The following is a 13085-nucleotide window of genomic DNA, read 5'->3' as shown; positions in this document are numbered from 1 at the left end:
AACAAATTGCCGATGGTAAGTTTCGTTGAACTTATGGCCGCCAGCACCCCTATATAGCCGATAAAAAAAGAGAAGATTAAACACTGGTGAAATGCCAGAACTGGCCTCAGGGCATCATACTGCCGGGGGGCTGACCGCTTCAGCAATAGCGCGGTATCTCTGAACTTTTTGATATTCAGAGCCATAATGCCAGCACCGGCGCATATCAGAAAACAGGTACTCAAAGAAGTGATATCCATAAATTGATCATCCGCCATTTTGTAAATGGTTGGGTTCGCTTAAAAAAATAACACCCCCTGGCAAAAGCCGCAAGGCTTCTACCAGGGGGTGTTATTAATCGTCCCCGCCTCAGGCGGGGATGGTATATTTACATGGCAGACTCGGGATGGAAGACATCCACTTCCTTAAGATCATCCCCCAGGTATTCCCGTTCATTGGGACCGAGAATGCCCAAAGAGAGGGCAAGCAGGGTCCACAGGTGGACGGTTTCCCATGCATGATCGTTGACTTCGGAGAGGTCATGGACCTGGGCATGGCAATTGTGACAAGGCGTGATGCAGTAATCCGCCTTGGTGGCCAGAATCTGGTTGGCCTTGGTCTGGCCGTAGGCCCGGCGCTGTTCCTGGAAACCGGACTGCAGGTATCCGCCGCCGCCGCCGCAACAGAAGTTGTTGGACCGGTTGGGGGTCATGTCAATGAAGTTTTCCTCACCCACCACGGCCTTGACCACATATCTCAGGTCCTCTGCCACCGGGTCTCCGAAGGTTTTCCTTACCAGCTGGCAGGGATCCTGGACCGTAAAGGTGATTTTGCGGTCCTTGTTCCAGTCCGAGGAGGGGTTGAGTTTGCCTTCCCGGATCCACTGGGCATAGAGCTGGATGATGGATTGGATTTCAAAGTTGTAGGGAATATCGAATTTTTTCAGTCCTGCCAGGACTGCGAAAAGTTCGTGCCCTCACTCGGTGTTGAGCCAGACCTTACAGCCCAGATCCTCCACTGCCTTGACTTTGGTTCTGACGATATGCTCCCAGTTCTTGTCATCGGCGGCAAACATGCAGTAGTTTTCCGCTGCCCAGCCTTTGGTCCCGTAGGTCCAGTCGGCCCCGGCCTGGTGCATGATTTTCCACAGGGGCACCATTTCATCGGGTTCGGTGACCGGCTCCCTGGAGTTCTGGTTCAGAAAGTAATGGGCACCTTCCCGGTTAACGTCGGCCTTCATCTCGCCGAATTCGGGCTGGGCTTCCTGGTACTCTTCAAGCACATCCTCAACAACAAACTGGAAATCCTCTTCACTGGCGCCCATGGCGGAACAGGTATCGCTGCGCAATGCCATGTCGCAGGACCCGATGATGCCCTTGGGCTTGTCTTCTTTTTTCCAGGTGGCCCTGGCATTGAAAACCAGCTGCGGGATGTTGATCTGCATGGGGCAGACATACATGCACCGGGTGCACATGGAGCACATCCAAATCCAGTTGGAATTCAGGATTTCCTCGTCCATGCCCAGGGCGGCCATGCGCAGAAATTTTCTGGGATCCATGCCTTCAAGCCCCGTTGCGGGACACCCCGAGGCACAGGCGCCGCAGGTCAGGCAGGCATTGAGGTTTCCGCCGTCCGGCAGAATCTCCATCACCTTGTCTTTGAAGACGCTCTTGCGGGCGCCACCGATCTTAATAGCGGAATCTGTCATGCTATTATTCCCCCTATCTATAAATTAAAAATAAAAAGCAATCGTACACTAATAAATTGCATTTAAATCTAATACCCCCATATTATCTTCAAATACAAAGTTTGTTTTTCTTATATTCTATAGACCTTGTCAATAAAAAATTTAATCCGGACTTTCATAAAAGGGAAGAGATTTATGTACATTCGAACAAAAAACTGAAAATTTTTCCCATCAAAGTCATCGGGGAATTTAGGGGCACCGGTCCGGGTTCAATTTGACATTTCAAATCCCTGAGGTAGTATTCCCGGTATGAAAAACCAGCTCAAAGACATACAAACACTCATCGCCAAGTCCATGTGCAGGGACCGTCACCGCCTGCAACGCAGCCTCAACCAACTGAAAAAAAATAAAGAAAATGCAGGACCGCTGATGAAAAAAGCCCACGCCTCAGCCGCCCGGATGCAGGCCAGGGCCGACAGCATCCCAAAGGTATCCTTTGATCCGGACCTGCCCATCACGGCAAAAAGGCAGGAAATCATCCAGGCCGTAAAAGACCATCCCGTGGTCATTATTTCCGGTGAAACCGGATCGGGGAAAACCACCCAGATCCCCAAATTCTGCCTGGAGGCGGGCCGGGGCACCGCCGGGATGATCGGCTGCACCCAGCCCCGGCGCATCGCAGCCATGACCGTGGCCAAGCGCATTGCCTTCGAGCTGAACCAGCCCCTGGGCCAGTCCGTGGGATACAAGATCCGTTTTGATGACAATGCCCCGCCCCATGCCCATATCAAGCTGATGACCGACGGAATCCTTCTGGCTGAAACCCAGCAGGACCGATTCCTCTCCCAGTACGACACCATTATAGTGGACGAGGCCCACGAACGGAGCCTGAACATTGATTTCACCCTGGGCATCCTGAGGCGGCTGGTGAAACAGAGAAAGGATCTCAAACTCATTATCACCTCGGCCACCATTGATACGGAAAAATTCTCAAAAGCCTTTGACAATGCTCCGGTGATAGAGGTCTCGGGTCGTATGTTCCCGGTTGAACTGATCTATTCCCCCATTGAATCCCAGGCGGCCGGGGAAAAATCAAAAGGCCGGGACACGGGCAGCGACGACCAGGGATATGTGGAAGCAGCGGCCCGGGCCGCTGCCAATATCCTGAGTCGAACCCCCTCCGGCGACATCCTCATATTCATGCCCACGGAACAGGATATCGGCGAAACCATGGAAATCCTGCGGGGCAAAAACCATCCGGGGATCAATATTCTGCCCCTGTTCGCCAGGCTTTCGGCCAAGGAGCAGGCCAAGGTGTTTTCCACCGGCGTCGGACGCAAGGTAGTGGTTTCCACTAATGTGGCGGAAACCTCTTTGACCATACCGGGCATCAAATACGTGGTGGACACGGGGCTTGCCAGGATCCCGGCATACTCCCCCAGAACCCGGACCACAGCCCTGCCCGTCAGCCCCATCTCCCAATCCTCGGCCAACCAGCGTATGGGGCGCTGCGGCCGGGTGGAAAACGGGATCTGTATCCGCCTTTATGATGAAGAGAGCTTCAACGGCCGCCCCTTTTTCACGGCCCCTGAAATTCTGCGAAGCAATCTGGCCGAGGTCATCCTGAGGATGATCTCCCTGCACCTGGGAGATGTTTCCACCTTTCCCTTCATAGACGCCCCTGCTCCCAAAAGCATCAAGGACGGGTTCGACACCCTGCTGGAACTGTCAGCCATCCGCCCGAAGAAACAGGCCAGATCAAAGGGCGGCCGGGCCGATAAAAGAGCATCGGGCAAAACCTTCGTCCTCACCCCCATGGGCCGGATCATGGCCAGGCTGCCCATGGACCCCAAATTATCCAGAATCCTCATCGAGGCGGGCGAATCCGGATGCCTGAAAGAGGCGGTGGTCATCACCACGGCCCTAACAGTGTCCGATATCCGCCAGCGCCCGGCGGACAAGGCCCAGGCCGCAGACCAGAAGCATGCCCAGTTCAAGGATCCTTCTTCGGACTTTGTCACCCTGCTCAACATCTGGACGGCCTGCCAGGATGCGGGCACACGGCTGAAATCCAGATCCATAGTAAGAAAATGGTGCATTGAAAACTATCTTTCCTTCAAGCGGCTCAGGGAATGGCAGGATATCCACCGCCAGGTCACCCGAATGCTCAAGGAACACGGCATTGTCCAGGAAAATCCCCTGCCCCGGGCCAGTGAAACGGATACGCTCAAGTCCAAAGAATTCGAACACGGCGGTCCCCTGTATATCGCCATCCACAAGGCCCTGCTCCACGGCTACCTGGCCGGCATCGCCCATAAAAAAGAAAAAAACACCTTCATGGCGGCCAAGGGCCAGCAGGCCATGATATTCCCCGGATCCGGCCTCTTCAAAAATGCCGGGGTCTGGATCGTGGCCGCCGAGTACGTTAAAACCAGCCAGCTTTTTGCCCGATGCGTGGCCAATATCGACCCGGCCTGGCTGGAAGAGATTGCCGGGGACCTGTGCACCCGTACGTACAGTGATCCCCATTGGGAAAAAAAGAGGGGAGAGGTCATTGCCCGGGAACAGGTTTCCCTCTTCGGCCTGATCATCGTCAGCGGCCGGAATGTGGCCTATGGAAAAATAAACCCCAATGAATCCGGTGAACTTTTCATCCGCCACGCCCTGGTGGAGGGGGAAATTTTCCAGCGGTTTGGTTTCATGGACCACAATATGAAACTCACCGCCCAGGTGGAAGAGCTTGAAAACAAGACCCGCCAGCGGGATATTCTGGCCTCGGAGGAGGATATCTTCCTCTTTTACCAATCCCGCCTGCCCAAACCCTTTTACAATATCCGAACCTTTGCCCGTTTCATCAAGGACCAGAAAGACGACAATTTTCTGCGCATGTCCCTGGAGGATCTCCAAAAAGCCCATGTGGACGAGGAAAAGCTCTCCCAGTTTCCGGACCGGCTTACCATGGACCAGGGGGAATTCGCCCTGAGCTATGAGTTCAACCCCGGTGCAGAGACAGACGGGGTGACGCTGAAGGTGCCGGCGGACTCCACGGCCCTGGTTTCCCGCAGCCGGGTGGATACCCTGGTGCCGGGCCTGTTCAAAGAAAAAATTGAAGCGCTGATCAAAGCCCTGCCCAAAAAATACAGGGTAAAACTTGTGCCGGTCCAGGAGACCGCCGCCCGCATCGCCCGGGACCTGCCCAGAACGGACAAACCCCTGTACAGCCTGCTATCGGCGTTCATCCGTGACCACTATAAATTCACCATTCCGGCGGAAATCTGGTCGGACAGCAGCCTGCCCGACCACCTGAAAATGCGCATCTCCATCCGGGACGAAAAGGACAGGGAAATCAAATCCCTCCGGGACCTGTCCAAACTCGGTCAGTTCGCAACCCAACGGCCCGGAACCAAATGCAGCGCATTCGACCGGGCCCGGGAGCGATACGAAAGGACGGATATTACGGAATGGGATTTCCCGGATCTCCCTGGCCATATCGCCCTGGAGCAGGAAAACGGATTCTCCCGGCAGGTATTCATGGGACTGAAGGTGGACGGGGAAAAGCTGAATTTAAGGCTGTTCAAATCCCGGCCAGCGGCCCTGGCAGATCATAAAAAAGGCGTTGCAAGACTTTTTGAACTGGCCTATCCCGAAGATATCAAAGCCCTGAAAAAAGATGTGAAAACCGATAAGGTACTCAAGCGGATCGCCCCTTATTTCAACGGCTCAGGCCCTTTTCAGGACATGGTCTACCAGAATGCGGCCCGGGAATTCCTTGAAAAAGACATCAGGAGCCGGGAGGAATTCCAGGCGCATGTCCGGCACCTTAAGCCCGCCCTGTACCAGAAGGGCCAGGAAGTGATCCGTGCAGCCGTGGCCGTGGGAGAGGAATACGAAGCCTGCTTCGCCCTGATCCAGAAGCTTTCTTTGCAATACAAGGACCGGCCCCTTCCCTTTGAAGTCCTGACCCGGACATTCAACGAGCTTAAAAATATCTGCCCTCCCCATTTCCCGGAGCTATACACCCTGGACCGGATCCGTCATCTGCCCCGGTATCTGTCCTGTATGGCCGTCCGGGCAAGGCGGGCCGCGGAGAATCCGGCCAAGGAGACCAAAAAGGCGGAACTGATCGCCCCCTTTGAACGCCGGCTCAACGCGCTGGTGGCAGGGCTCACAGACCAGGCCTCCCAGGAAAAAGCAGATGCAGTGGAACATTTTTTCTGGATGCTGGAAGAATATAAAATTTCAGTATATGCCCAGGAAATGAAAACATTGTTCAAAATTTCTGCAAAACGGCTGGAAAAAGCCCTGATGGAAATTCAGACGATGATATAGGCCCATAGAAACAGACACCATGGAAATAAGTTGCCATATAGGTGCATTTGGGATAGAGTGTTCCCTGTTAATCAAACTCAATTAACAAAATACAAAAAATCGTTTAAAAACACTGAAAAAAACGGCGAGATCTACTTTGAATACTTGTGCAGCCATTTACAGTCGTTTCATCATCATCCTCTATTCTTCGACCACGATCTGGGGGGCTGGCCTTTACCGGCAATCAGCATAAATTTCCAGCAGCCATTATGACATAAACCGATGAATAGTGCCCAAAGGGGAATTTATGTTATTTCCCGGGGCGCGCAGAAAAAACGGGAGAAAAAAATGAACGCATCCAGCGACGCAATGAACCAGGCCATCCAGGCGACCACCGTAGAAACAGGAAAATACCTGACCTTTACCCTGGACAAAGAGGAATACGGCATCGGCATCCTCAAGGTAAAGGAAATCATTGGCATGATCCCCATTACCCCGGTGCCCCGAACTCCTGAATTTGTCAAAGGGGTGATCAACCTGAGGGGCAAGGTGCTGCCGGTGGTGGACCTGAGACTGAAATTCAGCATGGGAGAAATCCCATATACGGAACGGACCTGCATCATCGTAGTGGAAATAGACAACAACGACGAAACGGTCCTCATCGGCATCGTGGTGGACGCTGTTTCCGAAGTACTCAGCATCACCGCAGAATCCATTGAACCGCCACCGGCCTTCGGCGGCAGGCTGTCAACGGAATATATCCTGGGCATGGCCAAGACAGAGACCGGAGTTAAAATACTGCTGAACATCGACCAGGTACTCAACCAGGCGGATATTTCCGCCCTGAAACAGGAAGCCAGCCTATAATAAACCCAAGGAGGCAACATGAACTGGAAAGAGATGACCATCGGCAAAAAAATCGGGCTTGGATTCGGCATCGTCCTGGTCCTTCTGATCATTGTGGGCATCATGTCCTATACCGGCACCAGAGGGATCGTAGGCAATGCAGAAGAAGTCATCGCAGGCAACAAGCTGGACGGCAACCTGGCCCAGAAGGAAGTGGACCACCTGAACTGGGCGAACAAGCTTAACGCCCTGCTCACCGACGACAAGATCACCACCCTCCAGGTGGAAACCGACCATACCAAATGCGCCTTCGGCAAATGGCTATACGGAGAAGGCCGCAAGGATGCCGAACATCTGGTCCCCTCCCTGGCCCCTCTGTTCAAGGATATTGAAGCTCCACACAAACAACTCCACGACACGGCCATCGCCATCGGCAAGGTATTTAAACAGGCCGACCCCAAACTGCCCGCCATGTTCATCCAGCGGGAGGTGGATCACCTGAAATGGGCCGCCAAAATCCGGGACGCCTTTATCGAAAATAAAGACACCCTTGGGGTGGAAACCGATGCCGCCCGCTGCGGCCTTGGAAAATGGCTGAATTCCCAAGGGGCCAGAACGGCATACCAGAATGGAGACGAGGATTTCAGGCGGATATGGGATGAGATGGTTGATGCCCACAAAGCCCTCCATAGTTCCGCTGTCGGTATAGAAAGTCTGCTCAAGGCCGGCAGCAGACAGGAAGCCGTTAACATGTTCCGAACCACAACGGTCCCTTTGCTGGAAACCACCATGGGCCACCTGGGTAAACTCAGGCAAGAGGCCGAGCATGAACTTGCCGGCATGCAGGAAGGCAACCGGATTTATGCAGAGGAGACCATGCCCTCCCTGGAAAGGGTCCAGTCCCTTCTATACGACCTGCGCAGGGAAGCCAAGGCCAATATCATGACCGATGAAATCATGCTCAATGCGGCCCAGAGGACTAAGCTTTCAGTAATTATCCTGGTTTCCGCGGCGGTGGTCATCGGGCTTTTCATGGCCTTTTTCATTTCCAGGGGGATTATCAAGGTGCTGACACGGATTTCCGCCGGCCTTGGGGAAGGGGCCAGCCAGGTGGCATCCGCCGCCGGACAGGTATCCTCATCCAGCCAGGCCATGGCCGAAGGGGCCTCCCAGCAGGCCGCCTCCATTGAGGAGACCTCCTCCTCCATGGAAGAGATGTCCTCCATGACCAAAAAGAATGCGGAAAACGCCACCCATGCCGACGGTCTCATGAAGGAGACCAACGGGGTGGTCGATACCGCCCGGAACACCATGTCAGACCTTACCACCTCCATGGAAGAGATCACCAAGGCCAGCGAGGAAACCTCCAAAATCATCAAAACCATCGACGAAATCGCCTTCCAGACCAACCTGTTGGCCCTGAACGCGGCCGTGGAGGCGGCCCGTGCCGGAGAAGCCGGTGCCGGCTTTGCCGTGGTTGCAGACGAGGTCCGGAACCTGGCCATGCGGGCAGCGGATGCGGCCCGGGATACCTCGGAACTCATTGAGGGTACGGTAAAAAAGGTGGAAAATGGTTCCCAGCTTGTCTCTTCAACCAACGACGCCTTCACCCAGGTGGCTGAAAGCGCGGCCAAGGTCGGTGAACTGGTGGCCGAGATATCAGAAGCCTCCCGGGAACAATCCGAGGGCATCGGCCAGGTGAATACAGCCATCTCAGAGATGGACCGGGTGGTCCAGCAGAATGCCGCCAATGCCGAAGAATCCGCCTCAGCCTCGGAAGAGATGAATGCCCAGGCAGAACAGCTCAGGGATTATGTGGGGGATCTGGTGATGATGGTCACCGGGAAAAGGGAACTGGACGGGAACCGGGGCGGCCGCACCAGGGCCAAAGCCCTCCCCCCCCAGCCTGCGGCCAAATCACGGTCTAAAAAACAGATCGCGACAGCCAAACAGGAAGTCAGGCCCGACCAGGTCATCCCCTTTGATGATGAGGAGGGTGATTTCAAAGATTTCTAAATGTGAACGGCGATGGGAGATCGTTTTAGGAAGATGTGCCGGCACCGGCTGATTTCAGCCGGTGCCGGACTTTTTTTTCAAGGGAATCAATGACCAGCGACAGGGCCCGGGTCTTTGTCACAGGACCGGACTCATTCCACCCCGCCTCAAGGGCGGCGGCCGTCTTTTCCCGGAAAAGGCCCAGGGAATCGCATAAGGATGCCCAGGCCATGAGCTTCTGGATAATATGTCGCTCTTCCGGGCTCAGCCGGGCAGTATCCACCTGCCCGGCCCCACCGCAGTCAATAATCATTTTTATACCTATAAAATTGCCTTTTGGCCCGGTTGGTTCGTTGCAGGAAAATTTTAATCCGATACATACTTATTGTATGCCTCCGGTCAACATTTTCCCAGGTCTGACCTTTAGGCTACGCCTTGAACTCGAACCAAAATACTAATTTTAAACCTCTGTCTTAATTAGTACTTGAATTCTTTTCTGAAGAATTCGGCCAGTTCGTCGATTTTCATCCGTTTCTGGTCCATGGTATCCCGCTCCCGCACGGTGACGGCACCGTCTTCCAGGGAATCAAAGTCAAAGGTCACACAATAGGGGGTGCCGGCCTCGTCCTGGCGGCGGTAACGCTTGCCGATGCTGCCCTGCACATCGAAATCAATGTTCAGGCCCAGCTCCTGCACCAATTCGGTGAATACCTTCTGGGCGCCTTCGCTCAGCTTCTTGGACAGAGGCATTACCGCAACCTTGACAGGTGCCAGCTGATTGTGAAGTCTCAGCACCACACGGATATCGCCTTCTTTGACCTCTTCTTCGTCATAGGCGTCACAGAGAAATACCAGGGCGGAACGCTGGACACCCAAGGAGGGTTCAATGACAAAGGGAATGTATTTTTCCTTGGCCGCCTCGTCAAAGTACTGGAGATCCTTGGAGGAATGCTCCATGTGCTGGGAAAGATCATAGTTGGTCCGGGAGGCAATGCCGCTCAATTCCCCCCAACCGAAGGGATAGCGGTATTCAATATCCGAGGTGGCATTGGAGTAATGGGAAAGTTCTGCGCTGTCATGGTCTCTCAGGCGCAGGTTCTCGGGATTGACCCCCAGCCCTTTATACCAATCCATGCAGAAATTTTTCCAGTATTCGTGATGCTCCAGTTCCGTGCCCGGCTTGCAGAAAAACTCAATTTCCATCTGCTCGAACTCACGGGTCCTGAAGACAAAGTTGCCGGGGGTAATCTCATTTCTAAAGGCCTTGCCGATCTGGGCAATACCGAAGGGAACCTTTTTCCGGGAGGTGGTCTGGACATTTTTGAAATTGACAAAAATCCCCTGGGCGGTTTCAGGCCTCAGGTAGATATCCTTGCCTTCCCCTTCCACAACCCCCTGCTGGGTCTTAAACATAAGGTTGAAGGCCTTGGGCAGGGTCCAGTCCAGGGCACCGCACTGGGGACAGGTGATATTCTTTTCGCCGATGAAATCCAGCATGTCCTGGGGCGGGGTCTTTTCGCCGGCCCAGTTGGCAGGTGCCTCTTCGGAGGCGTTGTCATGCTGCCAGCCTTCCACCAGCTTGTCCGCCCGTTCCCTGGACTTGCATTTTTTGCAGTCCATGAGGGGATCGGAAAAACTGCCCACATGGCCGGAGGCCACCCAGGTATCCGGATTCATGAGGATGGCGGCGTCCAGGCCCACCATATCGGTCCGCTCGGTGACGAATTTCTTCCACCAGGCCGCCTTGAGGTTGTTTAGAAGTTCCACGCCCAAAGGACCGAAATCCCAGGCATTGGCCAGCCCGCCGTAAATCTCGGATCCCGGGTAAACAAAACCCCTGCGTTTAGAAAGGGAGACAACCTTGTCCATCAATGTGGTTTCTTTTTTCTTCTTTGCCATTGTTTATACTCCATGGTTTGGAAAGCCCTGGGTGGTTTCCCAGGGTCAATCACTTGAGGTTGATTCAACTGCAATAATTGCAGCGCATGGTATAATATTCCGAATAAAAATGATAGCCCGGTTAAAAGAGAATTCGTATCCGAATCCGCCTCCCCTGTCAAGCCTCATATGGAAAACCGCAATTTAGCCACCACATTTTTTAACTTTTCACAAATCAAAAGGCGTTGACACCTGAAATACGGCCATTGGAAGAAATTTGTATTTTTTTTGCAATACCCGCCGGACTTGCAAAGACTTGAGAAAACGGTTAATCTCAAGAACTCTTAAACCCAGGAAGAAAGGACTTAACCGGTGTTTACGGAAACCATAACCTTCCCGGCCGCCTTTGCCGCCGGACTGCTGTCATTTTTATCCCCCTGCGTGCTGCCCCTGATCCCGGCCTATTTTTCCTTTATCACCGGCCTGTCCGTGGATGAACTCACCGCTGACAACAGGGAAATCCGGAAAAAGGTCATTCTCTCCACCCTGGCCTATGTGGCCGGTTTTTCAACCATCTTTATCCTGTTCGGGGCCTCGGCCTCCTTCATAGGGGGACTGGCATCGGAATACTCCTGGGCGGTGCGATATGTGGGCGGGGGCATCATCCTGGTCTTCGGGCTGCATTTACTGGGTATCATCAACATCAAAAGCTTCCAGTTTGAAAAGCGGTTTCATGTGAAGGAAACCCCTTTCCACCTCCTGGGGACCTTTGTCATCGGCATGGCCTTCGGCGCCGGCTGGAGCCCCTGCATCGGCCCCATGCTGGGCAGTATCCTCATTGTGGCCGGCAGCCGGGAAACCGTGATGGAGGGTGTCTGGCTCCTGGCGGTCTACTCCGGCGGCATGGCCCTGCCCTTTATCCTGATTTCGGTGTTCATCAACTCCATGCTCAATTTCATGAAGCGGGCCACCCGGCTAATGGGCATCATCAATAAATGCGCCGGCGGCCTGCTCATCATCATCGGCCTTCTGCTCATATTTGACAAGTTCCGGATCCTGGCCCCGGCCTCCTGAATCCCCGCCGCCATATGAAAAACAACCCAAGGGCCTTTTACGGCATCATCGGCATTGCCACCTTTACCAAGCTGCTCATGAACATGACCCGGCGTCTGGTCTATCCCTTTGCCCCGGAGTTTGCCCGGGGGCTGAACGTGGACCTGGCGGCCATTACTTCGCTGATCGCCCTGAACCAGGCCACCGCCATACTGGGGCCGGTGGGCGCCTCCTTTGCCGACCGGTACGGGTTCAAGCTGCTCATGCTCACCGCCGTTGCCCTGCTCACCATCGGCACCTTTGCCGCCGGTTTCATCCCCATTTACACAGTGATCCTGGTCAGCCTGTTTCTGGCCGGGATGACAAAAAGCCTGTTCGACCCCAGCCTCCAGGCCTATATCGGCAACTGGGTCCCCTTCCAGCACCGGGGCAAGGTCATCGGCATCACCGAAACGGCCTGGGCCGGCTCCACCCTCATCGGCATCCCTGCGGCCGGCCTGCTCATTGAGAAATACTCCTGGCAGACCCCTTTCTGGATTCTGGGCATCCTCTCCCTGGTCTGTTTTTTCCTGCTGCTGAAATTCATGCCCTCAGACCCTGAAAAGGCTGAAAAAAAGAAGGCCTCCGGCCAAAGCATCCTTAAAAACTGGAAAACCATTGCCGGAGACCGTCAGGTGGCGGGTATCCTGGGATATGCATTTTTCGTGGCCCTGGCCAATGATAATCTATTTGTGGTCTACGGGGCATGGCTGGAACAGTCCTATGGCCTCTCCCTGGCTGCCATCGGATTTGGCACCGTCTTCATCGGGCTGTCGGAAATCTTAGGAGAAGGGGGCACGGCCCTGTTCGCGGACCGCATCGGCCTGAAACGGGCCGTGGTCGCCGGCACAGCCCTCACGGCATGCGCCTACCTCTCGCTGCCCGTTCTGGATATGGGCCTGTACTATGTCCTGGCCGGCCTGTTCATGGTATTTTTCTGTTTTGAGTTCACCTATGTTACGTCCATGAGCCTTGGGACGGAACTGGTACCGGAACTGCGGGCCTCCACCATGTCGGCCTTTTACGCCGTTGCCGGCATGGGCCGGGTCATCGGCGCCTTTGCCGGGGGGCTGCTCTGGACCGGATTCGGCATCCAGGGCGTCAGCCTGGTGTCGGGTATCTGCACCTTCTTGGGCCTGGCGGCCCTCCTTCTGGGATTTTCAGCCGGGAACCCCCATGGAGCAAACCAAGGCCCTCAGGTGTGAACCAGGGTCCGGCAGACCAGATAGAAAGCTGAAACAAAAACCAAAGATAATTTAAAAATGCTTTGCATTTATAATCTGATGGAACCCTGTTGTTG

At 54.4% G+C, this 13085-nt stretch carries 8 protein-coding genes; 5 read left to right on the top strand and 3 right to left on the bottom strand.

The genetic code is table 11. The features are described 5' to 3' along the window. Positions 1 to 367: 367 nt before the first annotated feature. Positions 368 to 1687, bottom strand: coding sequence for a (Fe-S)-binding protein (locus HUN04_21815; GenBank protein ID WDP92213.1), 1320 nt, complete (start codon positions 1685 to 1687; stop codon positions 368 to 370). Between the two features lie 288 nt (positions 1688 to 1975). Between HUN04_21815 and hrpA the strand changes: the two genes are divergently transcribed. The 3 genes from hrpA (at position 1976) to HUN04_21800 (ending at position 8836) form a co-directional block, all read left to right on the top strand. Further along, the gene (hrpA, locus tag HUN04_21810; GenBank protein WDP92212.1) at positions 1976 to 5995 is read left to right on the top strand and encodes an ATP-dependent RNA helicase HrpA; all 4020 of its coding nucleotides are present in this window, start codon (positions 1976 to 1978) and stop codon (positions 5993 to 5995) included. 327 nt (positions 5996 to 6322) lie between these two features. Then, on the top strand, positions 6323 to 6841 hold the full coding sequence (locus HUN04_21805; GenBank protein ID WDP92211.1) for a purine-binding chemotaxis protein CheW: 519 nt from the start codon (positions 6323 to 6325) through the stop codon (positions 6839 to 6841). A gap of 18 nt (positions 6842 to 6859) precedes the next feature. Next, a complete protein-coding gene (locus HUN04_21800; protein ID WDP92210.1) occupies positions 6860 to 8836 on the top strand; it encodes a CZB domain-containing protein in 1977 nt (658 codons plus the stop codon). Positions 8837 to 8861: 25 nt separating this feature from the next. On the opposite strand, the gene HUN04_21795 is transcribed toward HUN04_21800, so the two are convergent. Together HUN04_21795 and HUN04_21790 are read right to left on the bottom strand one after the other, a co-directional pair. Continuing rightward, positions 8862 to 9128 (bottom strand): hypothetical protein, encoded by a 267-nt coding sequence (locus HUN04_21795; protein WDP92209.1) that lies wholly within the window; start codon positions 9126 to 9128, stop codon positions 8862 to 8864. A 164-nt stretch (positions 9129 to 9292) separates the two neighbouring features. Continuing rightward, on the bottom strand, positions 9293 to 10714 hold the full coding sequence (locus tag HUN04_21790) for a glycine--tRNA ligase (GenBank protein ID WDP92208.1): 1422 nt from the start codon (positions 10712 to 10714) through the stop codon (positions 9293 to 9295). Between the two features lie 351 nt (positions 10715 to 11065). On the opposite strand from HUN04_21790, the gene HUN04_21785 reads away from it, so the two are divergent. Further along, positions 11066 to 11767 (top strand): cytochrome c biogenesis protein CcdA, encoded by a 702-nt coding sequence (locus tag HUN04_21785; protein ID WDP92207.1) that lies wholly within the window; start codon positions 11066 to 11068, stop codon positions 11765 to 11767. Between the two features lie 14 nt (positions 11768 to 11781). Further along, on the top strand, positions 11782 to 12990 hold the full coding sequence (locus tag HUN04_21780; GenBank protein WDP92206.1) for an MFS transporter: 1209 nt from the start codon (positions 11782 to 11784) through the stop codon (positions 12988 to 12990). The last annotated feature ends 95 nt before the right edge of the window (positions 12991 to 13085 follow it).

Origin of the sequence: Desulfobacter sp., assembly GCA_028768525.1 — a bacterium.
Classification (GTDB): domain Bacteria; phylum Desulfobacterota; class Desulfobacteria; order Desulfobacterales; family Desulfobacteraceae; genus Desulfobacter.
Note: the sequence above shows the minus strand (reverse complement) of the source record. Positions and strands in the feature narration are given on the sequence as shown.

Bases quoted from the DNA above. Each gene is read 5' to 3' on its own strand.
- hrpA (WDP92212.1), top strand. From the start codon at position 1,976: ATGAAAAACCAGCTCAAAGACATACAAACACTCATCGCCAAGTCCATG.
- HUN04_21805 (WDP92211.1), top strand. From the start codon at position 6,323: ATGAACGCATCCAGCGACGCAATGAACCAGGCCATCCAGGCGACCACC.
- HUN04_21800 (WDP92210.1), top strand. From the start codon at position 6,860: ATGAACTGGAAAGAGATGACCATCGGCAAAAAAATCGGGCTTGGATTC.
- HUN04_21795 (WDP92209.1), bottom strand. From the start codon at position 9,128: ATGATTATTGACTGCGGTGGGGCCGGGCAGGTGGATACTGCCCGGCTG.
- HUN04_21790 (WDP92208.1), bottom strand. From the start codon at position 10,714: ATGGCAAAGAAGAAAAAAGAAACCACATTGATGGACAAGGTTGTCTCC.
- HUN04_21780 (WDP92206.1), top strand. From the start codon at position 11,782: ATGAAAAACAACCCAAGGGCCTTTTACGGCATCATCGGCATTGCCACC.